This is a genomic window from Aliidongia sp. (genome assembly GCF_035943795.1).
Lineage (GTDB): Bacteria > Pseudomonadota > Alphaproteobacteria > ATCC43930 > CGMCC-115725 > Aliidongia.
This window is the reverse complement of record NZ_DASZBY010000150.1, coordinates 1-16,351: the sequence shown is the minus strand read 5'-3', so window position 1 is coordinate 16,351 and position 16,351 is coordinate 1. Positions and strand designations below refer to the sequence as shown.

The 16,351-nt window shown below is 66.2% G+C and carries 16 protein-coding genes; 9 read left to right on the top strand and 7 right to left on the bottom strand.

The genetic code is table 11. From position 1 onward, the window contains the following. Nucleotides 1-1,323 (top strand): diguanylate cyclase (locus VGV37_RS28985; RefSeq protein WP_326883339.1); only part of this gene is annotated, 1,323 nt, incomplete at its 5' end. A 61-nt stretch (nt 1,324-1,384) separates the two neighbouring features. Then, entirely contained in the window at nt 1,385-2,023 is a 639-nt protein-coding gene (locus tag VGV37_RS28980; RefSeq protein ID WP_326883338.1) for a glutathione S-transferase, read from the top strand. Here the strand turns inward: VGV37_RS28980 and VGV37_RS28975 are convergent. Then, nucleotides 1,998-2,387, bottom strand: a complete 390-nt coding sequence (locus VGV37_RS28975; RefSeq protein WP_326883337.1) for a VOC family protein — start codon at nt 2,385-2,387, stop codon at nt 1,998-2,000. The two genes, VGV37_RS28980 and VGV37_RS28975, sit on opposite strands and share 26 nt — an antisense overlap. A 158-nt stretch (nt 2,388-2,545) precedes the next feature. Here VGV37_RS28975 and VGV37_RS28970 point away from each other — a divergent pair, with 158 nt between their 5' ends. The 5 genes from VGV37_RS28970 (at nt 2,546) to VGV37_RS28950 (ending at nt 7,821) form a co-directional block, all read left to right on the top strand. Next, nucleotides 2,546-3,628 carry a bifunctional nicotinamide-nucleotide adenylyltransferase/Nudix hydroxylase gene (locus VGV37_RS28970; RefSeq protein WP_326883336.1) on the top strand — a complete coding sequence of 361 codons (1,083 nt, stop codon included), beginning with the start codon at nt 2,546-2,548 and terminating at the stop codon, nt 3,626-3,628. Between the two features lie 69 nt (nt 3,629-3,697). Then, nucleotides 3,698-5,392, top strand: coding sequence for an NAD+ synthase (locus VGV37_RS28965; protein ID WP_326883335.1), 1,695 nt, complete (start codon nt 3,698-3,700; stop codon nt 5,390-5,392). 22 nt (nt 5,393-5,414) lie between these two features. Then, nucleotides 5,415-6,716: a nicotinate phosphoribosyltransferase gene (locus VGV37_RS28960; protein ID WP_326883334.1), complete on the top strand. Its 1,302-nt coding sequence runs from the start codon at nt 5,415-5,417 to the stop codon at nt 6,714-6,716. Nucleotides 6,717-6,730: 14 nt separating this feature from the next. Then, nucleotides 6,731-7,390 carry a bifunctional nicotinamidase/pyrazinamidase gene (pncA, locus tag VGV37_RS28955; RefSeq protein WP_326883333.1) on the top strand — a complete coding sequence of 220 codons (660 nt, stop codon included), beginning with the start codon at nt 6,731-6,733 and terminating at the stop codon, nt 7,388-7,390. 47 nt (nt 7,391-7,437) lie between these two features. Beyond that, nucleotides 7,438-7,821, top strand: a complete 384-nt coding sequence (locus VGV37_RS28950) for a hypothetical protein (RefSeq protein WP_326883332.1) — start codon at nt 7,438-7,440, stop codon at nt 7,819-7,821. 34 nt (nt 7,822-7,855) lie between these two features. Here VGV37_RS28950 and VGV37_RS28945 read toward each other — a convergent pair whose 3' ends face one another. Further along, nucleotides 7,856-8,329: a cupin domain-containing protein gene (locus VGV37_RS28945; RefSeq protein WP_326883331.1), complete on the bottom strand. Its 474-nt coding sequence runs from the start codon at nt 8,327-8,329 to the stop codon at nt 7,856-7,858. Between VGV37_RS28945 and VGV37_RS28940 the strand changes: the two genes are divergently transcribed. After that, entirely contained in the window at nt 8,319-9,179 is an 861-nt protein-coding gene (locus VGV37_RS28940; RefSeq protein WP_326883330.1) for a LysR family transcriptional regulator, read from the top strand. The genes VGV37_RS28945 and VGV37_RS28940 overlap by 11 nt on opposite strands. Nucleotides 9,180-9,372: 193 nt before the next feature. After that, nucleotides 9,373-9,792, top strand: coding sequence for a VOC family protein (locus VGV37_RS28935; RefSeq protein WP_326883329.1), 420 nt, complete (start codon nt 9,373-9,375; stop codon nt 9,790-9,792). A gap of 182 nt (nt 9,793-9,974) precedes the next feature. On the opposite strand, the gene VGV37_RS28930 is transcribed toward VGV37_RS28935, so the two are convergent. The 5 genes from VGV37_RS28930 to VGV37_RS28910 all read right to left on the bottom strand — a co-directional run. Beyond that, complete coding sequence (locus VGV37_RS28930) at nt 9,975-13,670, bottom strand: vitamin B12-dependent ribonucleotide reductase (protein WP_326883328.1); 3,696 nt, start codon at nt 13,668-13,670, stop codon at nt 9,975-9,977. A 232-nt stretch (nt 13,671-13,902) separates the two neighbouring features. After that, nucleotides 13,903-14,223 (bottom strand): AzlD domain-containing protein, encoded by a 321-nt coding sequence (locus VGV37_RS28925; protein ID WP_326883327.1) that lies wholly within the window; start codon nt 14,221-14,223, stop codon nt 13,903-13,905. Further along, nucleotides 14,213-14,947 (bottom strand): AzlC family ABC transporter permease, encoded by a 735-nt coding sequence (locus VGV37_RS28920; protein ID WP_326883326.1) that lies wholly within the window; start codon nt 14,945-14,947, stop codon nt 14,213-14,215. The genes VGV37_RS28925 and VGV37_RS28920 overlap by 11 nt, the downstream gene beginning before the upstream one ends. Before the next feature lie 9 nt (nt 14,948-14,956). Next, nucleotides 14,957-15,811, bottom strand: coding sequence for an AraC family transcriptional regulator (locus VGV37_RS28915; protein ID WP_326883325.1), 855 nt, complete (start codon nt 15,809-15,811; stop codon nt 14,957-14,959). 186 nt (nt 15,812-15,997) lie between these two features. Then, a partial coding sequence (locus tag VGV37_RS28910) for a hypothetical protein (RefSeq protein WP_326883324.1) occupies nt 15,998-16,351 on the bottom strand: 354 nt, incomplete at its 5' end.

Here is a 16,351-nt window from a genome sequence, read left to right as displayed (position 1 = left end):
GTATTCGGCGTCTTGACGGGGCTGATCCTGATGGTCGCCGCGTTCGAGGCGAGCGGCACGCGCGACATCGGCCAAACGCTCGACCGCCTGTCGGGCGACGAGGTCGACGGCATCCAGACGCTGGCACGCATCGGCGGGTTGGCCGCCGACATCAGGGTGTTCGACGGCCAGGCGATCCTGGGGGAGACGACCAGCGTGGAGACCCTGGCTCTGGCGGAGGCCCGGACCCGCGCGGGCCGGCTGCAGCGCGAGATCGGCCACTATGCGACGCTGCTTTCGAGCGATCCGGAAAGGCGGCTGTATCAGACGCTGTTGGCGCGCGCCGACGCCTTCATCGCAGCGCAAAGCGATTTCGAGCGGCAATTCATCGATCCCGAAGGCAGTCCGAGCCAATGGTATCGTCGGCGCGGGCGGCTCGTCTACGACCAGGCGCGGGCCGCGATCGACGCGCTGATCGACGAAAACGATCGCCAGGCCGCCTCCGACGTCGGCGCCTCGCGCATCACGCGCCTGCATCTTTCCGAACTGGCCGACGGCATGCTGGGGGCGACCCTGCTGCTGCTGCTCGTTGCCGTCATCTATGTATCGACCCGTATCGTCGAGCCCCTGGCCCGGTTGACGGCGACCATGCGCCGGCTGGGCCAGGCGGATTGGGCGGTCGAGATCCCGGCCGCCGATCGGCGGGACGAGATCGGCGAGATGGCGCGCGCGGTTCAGGCGTTTCGCCGCCAGGGCATGGCCGGCGAACAGGCGACTGCGTCGCTACGCGAGGTCAATGCCGATCTCGAACGGCTCGCCATGGTCGATCCGCTGACCGGCGTCGCCAACCGGCGCTATTTCTATCAGCGCGGGGCGAGCGAGATCGATGCCGCCCATCGGCGCCACGCGCCGCTCACCTGCCTGATGATCGACATCGACTTTTTCAAGCGCGTCAACGACGAGCATGGCCATGCCGCGGGTGACCAGGTGCTGAAGCGCGTGGCCGAGGTCATCACCGCCGGCATCCGGCTCTATGACCTGCTGGGCCGGCTCGGCGGCGAGGAATTCGCGGTGCTGCTGCCGGATGCGGACCTGGCGACCGCCAGCCTGATCGCGGAGCGCCTGCGCATGGCGGTCGCGGCCTCGCCGGCCCTGGTCGAGGGCGTCGCACTACCGGTCACCGTGAGTATCGGCGTCAGCGAGCTGGCGCCGGAGGATGCGGCGATCGATCCGCTGCTCGACCGGGCCGACCGGGCGCTCTACGAGGCCAAGCACGCCGGGCGCGATCGGGTGGTCGGACCCGGCCCGCGCAAGTCGGCAGCATCCGTCGTCTCGGGTCGTTGAGGCTGGTCGCCTGCGGGGATCGCGCTATCTTCGCCCATGTCCCCATGGAAGGCAGTGCCGCATGATCCAGGTCCACCACCTCAATAATTCCCGCTCGCAGCGCATTCTCTGGCTGCTCGAAGAGCTGGGTCTCGCCTACGAGATCATCGGCTACCAGCGCGATCCTGTGACCAACCTGGCGCCGCCGGAGCTGAAGAAGATCCATCCGCTCGGCAAGTCGCCGGTCGTGGTCGACGATGGCCGGGTGGTGTTCGAGTCCGGCGCGATCGTCGAGTACCTGATCCAGGCCCATGGTGCTGGTCGCCTGGCGCCGGCGTTCGGCAGCGACGATTGGGTGACCTATGTGCAATGGCTGCATTTCGCCGAAGGCTCGGCCATGCTGCCGCTGATGCTGGGACTCTACTGCAGCCGGATCGGCGAGGCGGCGGCACCAGTGCTGCCGCGCATCAAGAGCGAGGTCGCCAACCATCTGGGCTACCTCGACGGCGCGCTGGGCGGCCGCGATTTCCTGGTCGGCACGGACCTGACCGGCGCCGATGTCCAGATGAGCTTCGTGCTGGAGGCCGCGCGCGGCCATCTCGCGCATTTCCCGAACCTGGTCCGCTACCTGGGCAGCCTGCAGGCGCGGCCGGCCTATCGCCGGGCGATCGAACGCGGCGGCCCGTACGACCTGGTCATGAAGCCGCGACCGACGGCGTGAGCGGCTGCCACAGCTCGACCTTGTTGCCCTCGGGATCGAGGAACCAGCCGAACCGGCCATAGTCGTAGGTCTCGATCCCGCCGACGAGCGTACCGCCGCCGGCCGCGACCTGCTCCAGCGCCTGGTCCAGGTCGTCCACGACCAGGTTGATCATGAAGTCGCGCCCGCTCGGCTCGAAATGATCCGTGTCGTCGCGGAACGGCGCCCAGATGGTGAAGCCGCCGGGCGGCATCCGCTCCGGATGCAGGCTGGCGCCATGGGGCGGCGTCACCGGCAGGCGCAAATGCCTGGCGTACCAGGATCCCAGGGCCGCCGGGTCGCGCGATTTGAAGAAGATGCCGCCGACTCCCAGAACTCTGGCCATGGATTCGCTCCGTCCACGCTCGTTTGCCGGCGATCATAGGCGTTCGGCGGCAAATGACAAAATGGATGCCGTCCTCTTGACAAATGCTCAACATGAGCAAAATGATGGATCGTTGCCGAACGACGGCGACGCTTTCCGCAGCAAGGAGCTTGCTGGACGTGACTTCCATCGCTACCGCCGCGGCGCGGCCGGATCCGGTATCGTTTCGCTACGATTTCATGGTCTTCATCGGCCGGTTCCGCTTCTTCCAGAACGGCCATCTCGCGGTCATGCGCCGGGCCCTGCAACTGGGCCAGCAGCTCGTCATCCTGGTCGGGTCGGCCCGCCAGGCGCGCAGCCTGCGCAATCCGCTGACCTTCGACGAGGTGCGCGACAACATCCTGGGCGCCTTCGACGAGGCCGAGCGGGCACGCATCTCGGTCCTGCCGCTGATCGACCGGTACAACGACGTCGAATGGGTGGCCGACGTCCAGGCGGCGGTGACCGGCGTGGCCTGCCCATCCCATCCCGCCCCGCGCCTGTGCCTGATCGGCCATGCCAAGGATCAGAGCAGCTATTACCTGCGCATGTTCCCGCAATGGGCGTCGGAGCCGGTGCCGAACCATGAAGGCCTGTCCGCGACGCCGATGCGCGAGGATTACCTGGCCGATGCCGAGACAGGCCTCGCCAAGTGGGGCCCGCACATGCCGCCCAACGTGGTCCGGTTCCTGCGCGGCTTCGCCCGGACCGAGGCTTACGCCAACCTCGCCGAAGAGGCCGCCTTCATCGCCGATTACAAGCGGAAATGGGCGGCGGCACCCTATCCGCCGACCTTCGTCACGACCGACGCCGTGCTGGTGCAGAGCGGGCATATCCTGCTGATCGAGCGCCGCAACAATCCCGGCAAGGGCCTGCTGGCGCTGCCCGGCGGCTTCGTCGACCAGCACGAGCGGATCAAGGACGCGATGATCCGCGAACTGCGCGAGGAGACCCGGCTCAAGGTGCCGACCGGCTTCCTTGAAGGCTCGGTCAAGGCGACCCAGGTGTTCGACTATCCCTATCGCAGCGCCCGCGGCCGCACGATCAGCCATGCCTTCCTGATCGTGCTGACCGGAGACAAATCCGGGCTGCCCAAGGTCCGCGGCAGCGACGACGCCCGCCGGGCCGTCTGGATGCCGATCGGCGATCTCGAACCCGAACGGATGTTCGAGGATCACTGGCACATCATCCGGACCATGCTGCCCTACGCCTCGCGCGGCTGAATCGGAACCATCCCCGAGGATCATCGCCGCTGGCACGACCGGCGGCGCAGCGGGCAAAGGAGCTTTGCCATGTCGACCCAACCCAAACTCCGTCTCACCTTCGTCCAGGCCAACCCGACGGTCGGCGCGATCGACGCCAATTTCGAGATCGTCCGCCGCTATCGCCGCGAATTCGCCGGCAAGGCCGACCTGCTCGTGTTCAGCGAATGTTTCGGCACCGGGTATCCGATCCAGGACCTGGCTTTGCGGCCGACCTTCATCCGCGATTTCCAGGCAGCGCTGGGCGCGCTCGCCGCCGAAATGCGCCGCGACGGCGGCCCTGCGGTGCTGATCGGCGGACCGCAGCCCGGTGCGGCCCTGCCGTACAATGCCGCCTACCTGATCGACACCGACGGCTCGACCCATATCGTCCTGAAGCACCGGTTGCCGAACGACGAAGTCTATGACGAGCGGCGAACCTTCGCCGAAGGGCCGGTCCCGTCGCCGGTCGCGTTCCACGGCTTCAAGCTCGGCATCATGATCTGCGAGGATTTCTGGCACGGCGAGGTCGCCCGCGCGCTCGCCGACGAGGGTGCCGACATCCTGATCAGCCCGAACGGCAGTCATTTCAAGCTGGGCAAGCAGGCGATCCGGCTCGATCTCGCCCGGCGCGCGGTGCGGGCGGTGGGCCTGCCGCTGGTCTATGTGAACCAGGTCGGCGGCCAGGACGAACTGGTGTTCGACGGCGGCTCGTTCGCCGTCGACCGGCATGGCAACACGGTGGCGCAGATCGCCTTCCGCGAGGCGGCGTTCGACCTGGTGCTGGAGCGGGGCGACCACGGGCCGGACATCCATCGGTCCGACGTCATCGGCGGCTGTCCCAACGGCTATCCGGAACCGCTCGAAGCGCTCTACCAGGCGATGGTGACGGGCTTGCGCGATTATGTCGGCAAGAACCGCTTCCCGGGCGTGGTCATCGGCATGTCGGGCGGCCTCGACAGCGCGCTGTCGGCGGCGGTCGCGGTCGATGCGCTGGGTGCCGACAAGGTGCATCTGGTGCGCATGCCGTCGCCCCTCACGTCGCGCGCGAGTATGGAGGATGCGGCGGAGGCTGCGACCCTGCTGGGCACGCGCCTCGACACGGTCCCGATCGCACCGGCCATGGAGGCGTTCCGCACCATGCTGACGCCGCTGTTCGAGGGGCGGCCGCCGGACGTCACCGAAGAGAACATCCAGGCGCGTGCCCGGGGCGTGACCTTGATGGCGATCAGCAACAAGCTGGGCGCCATGGTGCTGTCGACCGGCAACAAGTCCGAGATGTCGGTCGGCTATGCCACGCTCTACGGCGACATGTGCGGCGGCTATTCGGTGTTGAAGGACGTGTTCAAGACCGTGGTGTTCGCGCTCGCGCGCTGGCGCAATGCCCATCGCCCGGACGGGCTGCTCGGGCCGGACGGGACCGTGGTGCCCGAGCGCATCATCACCAAGCCGCCGTCGGCCGAGCTCAAGGAAGACCAGACCGACGAGGCGGCACTGGGCGCCTACGACCATCTCGACGCCGTGCTGCGCCATCTGGTCGAAGGCATGAACGACGCCCCCCGGGCGGCGGCGCTCGCCTCGGCCGAGCTGGGCACGCCGATCGAAGTCGCCTATGCCCAGCGCATCGGCCGCCTGGTCTGGCATGCCGAATACAAGCGCCGCCAGGGCCCGATGGGCGTGGTACTGAGCGGCCGCGGCTACGACAAGGGCTGGCGCCTGCCGGTCACCAACGACTACGGCCTCTGACCTCCGCGGCAGGATTTCGACCATGATCGTCAATTTCTCCCAGCGCGCCCACAATCATAATTTCGAGGCCGACTGGGCCGTGCGCAGCCTGCTCGACACGGATTTCTACAAGCTGCTGATGCTCCAGTTCATCTGGAAGCATTTTCCCGACGTGCCGGTCACGTTCGGGCTGATCAACCGGTCCAGGACGGTGCGGCTGGCCGACGAGCTGGACGAGACCGAACTGCGCCGTCAGCTCGATCACGTCCGCGACCTCCGCTTCCGCCGGTCCGAGCTGATCTGGCTCGCCGGCAACAGCTTTTATGGAAAACGCGGGATCTTCGAGCCGGAGTTCATCGAATGGCTCGCCGGCTTCCAGCTGCCGGCCTATCGCCTGGAGCGCCGGGACGGCCAGTTCGAGCTGTGCTTCGACGGCTCCTGGACCCAGTCGACCCTGTGGGAGATCTATGGCCTGTCGATCGTCAACGAGCTGCGGACGCGCAAAGCGCTCGGTCGGATGAGCGAGTTCGAGCTCGACATCTTCTATGCCCGCGGCAAGGCCAAGCTGTGGGACAAGATCGAGCGGTTGCGCGGCATTCCGGGCCTCGCCGTCGCGGACTTCGGCACGCGGCGCCGCCATTCCTTCCTGTGGCAGGAATTCGTGGTGCAGGCGATGGCGGCCGAACTGGGCAACTCGTTCATCGGCACGTCCAATGCCTATATCGCGTTCAAGCACGATCTCGAGGCGATCGGCACGAATGCCCATGAGCTGCCGATGGTGCTGGCGGCCTTGGCGGACACGGACGAGCAGCGGGTCAGCGCGCAATACCGCATGCTCGAACTGTGGCAGCGGACCTATGGCGGCGCGCTGCTGGTCATGTTGCCGGACACCTATGGCACGACCCAGTTCCTGGCCAACGCACCCGACTGGACGACCGGCTGGACCGGCATCCGCATCGACAGCAAGGAACCGGCCGCGGCAGCCGAGGAATATATGGACTGGCTGGTCGCGCGCGGCGCCGATCCGCGCGACAAGCGCATCCTGTTCAGCGACGGGCTCGACGTCGGCGAGATCCTGCGGCTGCACGGGCGGTTCGCCGGCCGCGTCAAGCACGGCTTCGGCTGGGGCACGCTGTTGACCAACGACTTCCGCGACTGCCATCCGCGCGGCGCCGCCGACTTCGACCCGATCAGCCTGGTCTGCAAGGTCCAGGAGGCGGCAGGCCGGCCGGCGGTCAAACTCAGCGACAATTACCTGAAGGCGACCGGCCCGGCGGCGGACGTCGCGCAGTATCGCGCTCTGTTCGGCACCGCCGGGGTCGCGAACGTGCCGGTCGTGGTGTGATGGAGGACGGTGCCATGGATGGGATCATGATCGATCGCCGGACCGACATTCTGGGCCTGATCGATATCCAGCCGACTTTCATGCCGGGCGGCGAGCTGGCCGTGGCGGAGGGGGATGCCGTCGTGCCGGTCGCGAACCGGCTGCTGCGCGAGCGGTTCGACCATGCTTTTGCGACGCAGGATTGGCATCCGGCCGGCCATGGTTCCTTCGCCAGCGCGCATCCCGGCCGCGCACCGTTCGAGACCATCCGGCTCGCCTACGGCGATCAAACGCTGTGGCCGGACCACGGCCTGCAGGGCAGCCCGGGTGCGGTACTGCATCCCGGCCTCGATCCGGCGAAGATCGAACTGATCGTACGCAAGGGTTTCCGGACCGGGATCGACAGCTATTCGGCCTTCTTCGAGAACGACAGGACGACCCCGACCGGGCTCGCGGGTTATCTCAGAGATCGCGGCTTCGCGCGGATCTTCTTCGCCGGCCTCGCGACCGATTTCTGCGTCGCCTATTCGGCGGAGGATGCCGTTCGCCTGGGATTCCGGGCGTTCGTCGTCGAGGACGCGTGCCGCGGCATCGGTATGGCGCTGGCCGGCGGTGGGAATACGATGACGGTGGCAAAGGTGCGGCTCGAACGTCTGGGCGTACGGTTCGTTCCGTCGGGCCTCCTGCAGGGGTAGGTTTCCGGGAACAGCGGGTCGGGGCGATCTTCGCGGGGAGAGCGGGAATGAACCTGGGCCATGTTCAAAGCGCGCATGGATACGGTTGGGAGGCGGCGGTCGGCCGGAAGACCTATTGGTTCGGCCGGGGACTCAGCGGCCGACTGCTGGGCGCCTTTTCGTCCGTCATCGACTTGTTCGACGCTTTCGACGAAGAGACGGGAAAGGCCCATCCGTCGACGCTTCGCTGTGATCCGGCCGAGGACAGGAGAATGACGGCTGAGGCCGTCCTCCCTGCGTCGCCTGATGGCCGATGGGGCGTCCATGTTTTGAAGATCGACGGAAAGATCGTCGGATACTGCGTCGATACGCCCGATGGCGTCGTTGAGGGCATCTACGGGGACCTGCATTTGGCGACGGCACGTGCCGCCGATGCCGCGGGCCTGAAATGATCGCCGTGCCCCTTCATCGCGGGCGTTCCGGTATCTACAGCCACTCGGTAACGATATTGCCGTTCGCATGAATGTCGATCATGTCGATGGGGCCCGGTCCCTGGTTTGTGAACCTGTGTGCGGCGCCGGGCGATACCACCACGATCTCTCCGGCCCCTGCCGCCCGTTCGACCCCGTCGACCTCGAACAGGACACGGCCTTCGCGCACGACGAAGGTCTCGGAATAGGGGTGGCGATGCAGGGCGGGGCCGCCGCCGGGCTCCGGCCAGTTCGCGAAGATGATGCTTACGCCCGAGCCATAGGCTGAGCCGACGAATTCGCCATGCCACCGGTTCGAGTCCGTAAGCCATCTGATTTGCCGAAGACCGTCGATCACGACTTTTACTCCTTCAATTTCAGTAAGATTAAAGATTGAATCCCCGCCTTGGCGATCCGACGAGACTGAAATGGCCCATTTCAAGAAAGAACAGCGGCTGAACTGGAATGAGCTGCGGATCGTGCTCGCCATCGCCCGATCCGGTTCGCTCGCCGGGGCGGGCCGCCTTCTCGGCATCAGCCATCCGACGATTTTCCGCCAGTCGAAGGCGCTCGAGGAAGCGCTGGGCGTTCAACTGTTCGAGCGGGATCGGGAGGGCTGTCATCTGACCGCGGCCGGTCGTGACGTCCTCGCCGTCGCCGAGAAGTTCGAGCAGGATGTCGAACAGCTCGAAGCACGTGTCGCTGGACGGGATGAAAAGCCCGAAGGCTCCATTCGCGTCGCGACGGTCGACACGCTGGTCAGCGGTCCCCTGCCGGAGGTCCTGCGGAGCTTTTGCCTGCAGTGGCCCGGCATCACGCTCGATGTTCAGGTCAGCACCTCGATGGCCGACATTCTCAAGCGGGAAGCGGATGTGGCGATACGGGCGGGCGGCACGCCGCCGGAGCAACTCGTCGGGCGCAAACTCTGCCGGATTGCCGTAGCGGTCTATACCGCTGCCTCGGGTCCGATCGTTTCGGAAGAAAGCTACGGCGACCAGCGCTGGCTGAGCCCCGGCAGCCGGCTGGATCATCTGGCGTCCGCCGATTGGATCCGGACCCTGGGCTTTGCAAAGCAGGTCGTTCTGAAAGCGGACAGCCTGCTGACGCTGGCGAATGCGGCTGCCGCCGATATGGGGCTCGCCGTGCTTCCCTGCTATCTCGCCGAAGGCGATCGCCGGCTGAGGCGGATCGGCGGGCCGATCGAGAGCCTCGCCGGCGACCTGTGGTTCCTGACCCATCCCGAACTTCGAAAGGTCGCCCGGATCCACGCGTTCTCGACGCATCTCCACGCAGCCTTCACAAAGCTGCGGCCCCTCTTCGAAGGCACCGGCAATTCATGAAGCCGGCAGGTGTGCGGGACTGCTTCGGCTGTCCGTTTTTGGTGTCCGGGATTTCATATTCGTTTCTGTGAAACCGCTGTCGGCGCCGGCATGGTCGGGAAGTGACGCCGTCGGTCATCCCAGCGCTATGCTTTGATTTTTTTGATCTTTTTTTGCCGTGACGGCCGGCCGATCCAAGGATGGGGAATTTCGCATGCCCAAGATGATCTTCGTGAACCTGCCGGTTACCGACCTAGGCTCGTCCATGACCTTCTACAAATCCCTCGGTTTCGAAAACAACCCTCGCTTCAGCGACGATACGGCGGCTTGCATGGTCTGGAGCGAGACCATCAACGTCATGCTGCATACCCATGCCAAGTGGCGTGTCTTCACGAACCGCCCGATCCCGCCGGTCACATCGAGCGAGGTGATGCTGGCCGTGAGCTGCGACAGCCGTGGTGCGGTCGATGCCATGTGCCAGGCAGCTGCCGCCAGAGGCGGAACGGCCGACGTCAATCCGGTCCAGGATCATGGCTTCATGTACGGCCGCAGCCTGGCCGATCTCGACGGCCACGTCTGGGAGGCGGTCTGGATGGATCCGGCGGCCCTTGCCACGGACGATCCAAAAAGCTGAAACGGGAGCAGGGGCAGGCCATGACAACGGAGACGAACCGGGCGGAATGGCCGGCGGCGGCCATCCACGGGCCCGGCCGGATTCTGGCGATGAACCAAGGGTGGATCGCCCGATAGCGACGGAGGCGGTGAACGAGGTGCCGACCGCGCTGACGATGCGGTCGGCACCGGCTTTACCGCCTATCAGCTGCAGCCGCTGGTGCCGCCGCAGGTGTTGCACTTCATGCAGGTGCCGTTGCGCACCAGGGTGAAGTTGCCGCATTCGCCGCAGCTGTCGCCCTCATAGCCCTTGAGGCGGGCCTCGCGGATCTGGTTGGACCTGATGTCGCCGCCGCCCGAACCGCCGCCGTGGGCATGATGCGCATGATCGTGGTCATGCGCGTGGCCCAGATGCGGGTCGGTCGCAAGCGCCAGGGCCGAGGTGCCGGAGAAGGCGACCGTCGGGATGCCGCCCTGCAGCACGGTCAGCTTGGTCCGGGCGAAGCCCGAACTCGCCGCCCGCTGGATCTGCTCGAACTGGGCCGCCGCCTTGCGGGTCGCCGCATTCGTGTCCGGCAACAGCCCTTCCTGGTCACCGCCTCCGACCGTGTCCGGGGCCAGATCGGCCGGCTGGACATGGGCCAGATCGGAGCGATCCAGGTACGAGATCGCCAGTTCGCGGAACAGGTAGTCGACGATCGAGGTCGCCATCTTGATCGTATCGTTGCCCTCGACCTGACCGGCCGGTTCGAACCGGGTGAAGGTGAAGGCCTCGACGAACTCCTCGAGCGGAACGCCGTATTGCAGACCGATCGAAACCGCGATCGCGAAGTTGTTCATCAGCGAGCGGAAGGCCGAGCCTTCCTTGTGCATGTCGACGAACACCTCGGCCAGGCTGCCGTCCTCGTATTCGCCGGTGCGCAGGTAGACCTTGTGCCCGCCGACGATCGCCTTCTGGGTATAGCCCTTGCGGCGCTGGGGCAGGCGGCGGCGGTCCGAACGATGTACGACCTTTTCCACGACCCGCTCGATCAGGCGTTCGGTGATGATCGGCGCGCGCTCGGCCGGGTTCATCGCGGCGAAATTCTCGATCGCGTCCTCGTCCTCCTCATCGTCGATCAGCGAGGACGACAGCGGCTGCGACAGCTTGGAACCGTCGCGATAGAGCGCGTTCGCCTTGATGCCCAGGCGCCAGGACAGCAGATACGCCTCCTTGCATTCCGAAACGGTCGCCGAATTCGGCATGTTGATCGTCTTGGAGATGGCGCCGGTGATGAAGGGCTGCGACGCCGCCATCATGCGGATGTGGCTCTCCCAGCTGAGATACCGCTTGCCGATGCGGCCGCACGGGTTGGCGCAGTCGAACACCGACAGGTGCTCGTCCTTCAGCCCGGGAGCGCCTTCCAAGGTCATGGCACCGCAACAGAAGGTATTGGCCGCCTCGATGTCCGCCTTGGAAAATCCCAGGTGGGTCAGGATGTCGAACGACACGTCGTTGAGACGCTCCGCCGGGATACCCAGCGCCCCGGTCAGAAACTCCTCGCCCAATGTCCATTTGTTGAACGCGAACTTGACGTCGAACGCCTGGGCCAGACCCGCTTCGAGCTTGCCGAGTTCGGTCGCGGTGAAACCCTTGGTGCCCAGCGTCTCGTGGTTGATGCGAGGCGCGCCCTTCAGCGTGCCGTGGCCGACGGCATAGCGGATCATCGTCTCGGTCGCTTCCGGGCCATAGCCCAAGGTGGCGAGCGCTTCCGGCACGATGCGGTTGATGATCTTGAAATAGCCGCCGCCGGCCAGCTTCTTGAACTTCACCAGGGCGAAGTCGGGCTCGATGCCGGTCGTGTCGCAATCCATCACCAGGCCGATCGTGCCGGTCGGCGCCACGACCGTCGACTGGGCGTTGCGATAGCCATGGGCCTCGCCCAGCGCCAGCGCCTCGTCCCAGGCCCGGCTCGCGGCCGCGGCCAGGGTCGCGTCCGGGCATTGCGCTGCCTCGAACGGCACCGGCTTGACGGCGAGCTCCTCGTATCCGGCGACGGCGCCATGGGCGGCGCGGCGATGGTTGCGGATGACCCGCAGCATCGAACCGCGGCTCTTGGCGAAGCCCGGGAACGGCCCCAGCTCCTTCGCCATTTCGGCCGAGGTGCGATAGGCGATGCCGGTCATGACGGCGGAGATCGCGGCGCAGAGCGAGCGGCCTTCCTCGCTGTCATAACCGTAGCCGGCCGCCATCAGCAGGCCGCCCAGGTTGGCATAGCCCAGGCCCAGCGTGCGGAACTCGTAGCTGAGCTGGGCGATCTCCTTGCTCGGGAACTGGGCCATCAGCACCGAGATCTCGAGCACGACGGTCCAGATGCGCACGGCATGCTCGAACGTCGGCGTGTCGAACTCGCCGGCCGCGTCGCGGAAGGTCAGCAGGTTGAGCGAGGCCAGGTTGCATGCCGTGTCGTCCAGGAACATGTATTCCGAGCACGGGTTCGAGGCGTTGATGCGGCCGGATTCCGGGCAGGTATGCCACTCGTTGATCGTCGTGTCGTACTGCACGCCCGGATCGGCCGAGGCCCAGGCGGCATGGCCGATCTTCTCCCACAGGTCGCGCGCCTGCAGCGTCTTATGGACCTTGCCGTCGATACGGCGGATCAGGTTCCACTCGCCGTCGGCCAGCACCTGCTCGATGAAGTCGTTGGTGAGGCGCACCGAGTTGTTGGAATTCTGGCCGGCGACGGTCAGGTAGGCGTCGCTGTCCCAATCCGTGTCATAGACGCGGAAATCGAGCGACTCATAGCCCTGCTGCGCGAACTGGATGACGCGCTGGACGTAGTTCTCCGGCAGCATGACCCGGCGCGCGGCCTTGATCGCGGCCTTGAGCGCGCCATTCTTCTTCGGGTCGAACGCATCGTCGCCCATGTCCGGACGCGACTGGATGCAGACTTGCATGATCTCGTTCAGGTGCTTGTTCGCCAGCTTGGAGCCGGCGACCAGGGCCGCGACCTTCTGCTCCTCGACGACCTTCCAGTCGATGTAGGCCTCGATGTCCGGATGATCGATGTCGACCGTCACCATCTTGGCGGCACGGCGGGTGGTGCCACCCGACTTGATGGCGCCGGCGGCGCGGTCGCCGATCTTGAGGAAGCTCATCAGGCCCGACGACCGGCCGCCGCCTGAGAGCCGCTCGCCGTCGCCGCGCAGATTGGAGAAGTTGGAGCCGGTGCCCGACCCATACTTGAACAGGCGCGCCTCGCGGACCCACAGGTCCATGATGCCGCCCTCGTTCACCAGATCGTCGGCGACGGACTGGATGAAGCAGGCGTGCGGCTGCGGGTGCTCGTAGGAGCTGGCCGACGCGGTCAGCTGGCCGCTCTGGAAATCGACGTAATAATGGCCCTGGGCCGGGCCGTCGATGCCGTAGGCCCAATGCAGGCCGGTGTTGAACCATTGCGGCGAGTTGGGCGCGGCCATCTGGCGGGCCAGCATCACGCGCAACTCATCGTAGAAGGCCAGCGCATCGGCCTCGGTATCGAAATAGCCGCCCTTCCAGCCCCAATAGGTCCAGGTGCCGGCCAGGCGGTCGAACACCTGCTTTGCGGACTTCTCGGAGCCGAAGCGCTCCTTCTCCGGCAGCAGGCCCAGCTTCTTGTCGTCGGGGATCTGACGGCGCAGCCAGGCGGGCACGCCCTTCTCGGCGACCGGCTTCAACGCCGCCGGCACGCCGGCCTTGCGGAAATATTTCTGGGCCAGAATGTCGCAGGCGACCTGCGACCATTCTTTTGGCACTTCCATGTCGGCCAGGCGGAACACCACGGAGCCGTCCGGATTGCGGATCTCGCTCGTGGCCGACGTGAACTCGATCGCCGCGTAGGGATCGTGACCTTCGGTCGTGAATCGACGAGAGATCCGCATGGTCGTCTTAGCCCCTATTGTCTGTTTCGCCCGCATCGCGCCGGACCGTCGCAGCCCCCGCGCGACAGATCCAGAAGCCGTCAAGGCCCCGTATGTAGGCTCGGATGGTGAGGGTGCCACAAAATATGGTGGGCGCAACGCGCTTTATGGCGAGATTTTGTCAAAAATCTTCTTGCCAAGTTTGGCGGAGCCGTTCTCGCGGCGGAACGCCTTGCTTCTTCTATATATAGTATCAGGGGTGGGTGACGCTTCTGAATGCCAGCACGGTGCCGACGCCCACGAGCAGGCTCACCACCAGCGGCGCCCGCACTTTGACGCTCGCGAGCGTCGCCAGCGCGGCCCCTATATAGAGTAGGCCGCCTTGGACCACGGCCGGAACGATGAGCGCGGTGAACATGGCGCCGGGCAGGTGACCGAGGAACGCCTCGACCGTAGGGCTGGGCGTCACCCGCCGGGCCAGGAACAGCCCGGCGAAGCGGATCAGATAGACGCCGACGGCCATGCCCAGGATGGTGACGACGGTCGGGGTGTGGAACGAGGGATCAGGCGCCATGGGACAGCCCCTCGCGGGTGGCCCGGCGCGTGTCCTGCCAGACGCCCAGCAGGCTGCCGGTCAACCCGCCGATCAGCAGGTACCAGGCGCCGGGCAGGGCAATCGAACTCAGCAGAGCGGCGACGCCGGCAGCGAGCCACGGCCACAGATCGCGCCGGCCGCGCCACATGCGACCGGCCAAAGCGGTGAAGACCGCCGTGCCGATGAAGTCGAGGCCCAGCCGTTCCGGCGCCGGCAGCGCACTGCCGAACAGCCGCCCGGCCAGGCCCGAGACCAGCCAGAAGCTCCAGAGGGCGAGGCCGCTGCCGGCGAAGAAGCCGGCGTCACGACCGCCGGCCCGCATCTCGGCGATGCTGATCGCCCAATTCTCGTCCGCGGTGAAGAAGACGCTGCCGTACGATGCGACACGGCCGAGCGGTCCCAGCCACGGCTTGAGCGCCGCCGTCATGATCAGATAGCGGAAATTGATGATCACGGCGGCCAGCACGATGCCGGCGACCGGCAGCGGATCGTCCCACAGTTGCAGCGCCAGCATCTGGCTCGAGCCGGCGAAGACGAGCGCGCTCATCAGGCCCGTCTCGGTCAGGCTCAACCCGTGCTGGCCGGCGAGCAGGCCGTAGGCGAGCCCGAACACCGCGACGCCCGCGGCAACCGGCAGGGTTTTGACATAGCCCCGGACGACCCCGTCCAGGGTGAAGCGAATCGGCGGATCTATTGGGTTCATGGCGCCAGGCTAGGGCGCGATCCCCTGTCCGGTCTTGAACGTTCCTTGCCGATACAGCCCGGGCGGCACGCCGACGATGCGTTTGAAGGCGCGGGTCAGGTGGCTCTGGTCGGCGAAGCCGCAGTCGAACGCCACCGCGGCCGGTGCTGCGCCCCGGCGCAGCAGCGCCTGGGCCCGGGCGATGCGCCGGGCGGTCTGATAAGCATGGGGCGGCATGCCGACGATCCGGCGAAAGGCGCGAATCAGCGACAGGGGATGCAAACCGGCGATCGCGGCCAGGCGGGCGAGCGGAACGGTTTCCGCCAAATGCTCGTCAAGATAGGCCTGCACGCGTGCCACCGGCCCCGGCTCCCGGCCCACCGGCCGGGGCGCGGGCAAGCCGCGGCCATGACGCCGGGCGATGACGGCGAGCAGCTGGACGAAACTTTCCTCGCGGGCAAGCGACGGCAGGCCGGCCAGCGTCTGGTGCTGGGCGACGAAGGCGGCGGCCAGTTCCGGATCAGGAACGACGCTCTCCGGAAAGAACGGCCGATGCGGCCGGTCGGGATCGAGACAGGCGAAGGCGTCCGGCGGTACGTACATGACCCGGTAGCACCAGCCGTCCTCATCCGCCCGGCTGCCATCGTGGGGCTCGTCCGGGTTCAGGAACGCGATCTGGTCCGGCGCCGCGCGATGCGTGGCGCCGCGATAGCGGTATTGCTCGCCGCCGGCGATGACGACCGCCATCGTGTAGGCCGGATGGGTGTGCCGACCGAAGCTGTGGGTGACATAGCGCGCGGCGAGCAGGTCGGTGCCGCCGCCTTCGGCCACGCTCCAATATCGCGCCTTTTCGGCGCTGGTCAGGGGTTCGTCGTCGCTCTGCATTTCGGGGCGATATATGAGGCGCCGGGCCGCCTGTTGCGAGAGGGCATTGGAGGGCTGCGAACGGGCGCGATTATTTTTGAAAATAGTTTGTTGACTCGGTTCGTCGAGCGGACGTATAAGCCGCTTCCCGACGAGACGGGGCCCGCCGAAAAGCAAGGCGGCGCCTCGAAAAATCGGGAAACAGAATTAGGACGACGCGGGTTCTGCACTTCGTTTACGGCCAGGGAAATCACCCTGGTCCTTCCTGACAAAGCCTCTCACCGAGGCGGCTGCAGCGAAGAAAAAAGAAACGAGGGAATGCAAAAAACTGGTTGACTTGGTTCTGAGGCGAGCGTAAAAGCCTGCCGTCCGCTGACGGCGCGGCCGACAACTTTCGAGTGGCTCGGCAGCAAAGAAAGCGTTGTTATTTGACATTGTTGGAACTGGAAGGGATGCGCAGGCGGCGGCGTGTGGGAACACGCGACGTTTTGGATGCGCATTCTTGGTAAGCCAAGTGATGTAATGCAGTCGGATCGGAGCAGGGCTTTGATTGATGGTTTC

Coding starts and splice junctions, on each gene's coding strand:
- VGV37_RS28980 (WP_326883338.1), top strand. CDS start 1,385: ATGATCCAGGTCCACCACCTCAATAATTCCCGCTCGCAGCGCATTCTC.
- VGV37_RS28975 (WP_326883337.1), bottom strand. CDS start 2,387: ATGGCCAGAGTTCTGGGAGTCGGCGGCATCTTCTTCAAATCGCGCGAC.
- VGV37_RS28965 (WP_326883335.1), top strand. CDS start 3,698: ATGTCGACCCAACCCAAACTCCGTCTCACCTTCGTCCAGGCCAACCCG.
- VGV37_RS28960 (WP_326883334.1), top strand. CDS start 5,415: ATGATCGTCAATTTCTCCCAGCGCGCCCACAATCATAATTTCGAGGCC.
- pncA (WP_326883333.1), top strand. CDS start 6,731: ATGGATGGGATCATGATCGATCGCCGGACCGACATTCTGGGCCTGATC.
- VGV37_RS28950 (WP_326883332.1), top strand. CDS start 7,438: ATGAACCTGGGCCATGTTCAAAGCGCGCATGGATACGGTTGGGAGGCG.
- VGV37_RS28945 (WP_326883331.1), bottom strand. CDS start 8,329: ATGGCGAGCACGATCCGCAGCTCATTCCAGTTCAGCCGCTGTTCTTTC.
- VGV37_RS28935 (WP_326883329.1), top strand. CDS start 9,373: ATGCCCAAGATGATCTTCGTGAACCTGCCGGTTACCGACCTAGGCTCG.
- VGV37_RS28930 (WP_326883328.1), bottom strand. CDS start 13,670: ATGCGGATCTCTCGTCGATTCACGACCGAAGGTCACGATCCCTACGCG.
- VGV37_RS28925 (WP_326883327.1), bottom strand. CDS start 14,223: ATGGCGCCTGATCCCTCGTTCCACACCCCGACCGTCGTCACCATCCTG.
- VGV37_RS28920 (WP_326883326.1), bottom strand. CDS start 14,947: ATGAACCCAATAGATCCGCCGATTCGCTTCACCCTGGACGGGGTCGTC.
- VGV37_RS28915 (WP_326883325.1), bottom strand. CDS start 15,811: ATGCAGAGCGACGACGAACCCCTGACCAGCGCCGAAAAGGCGCGATAT.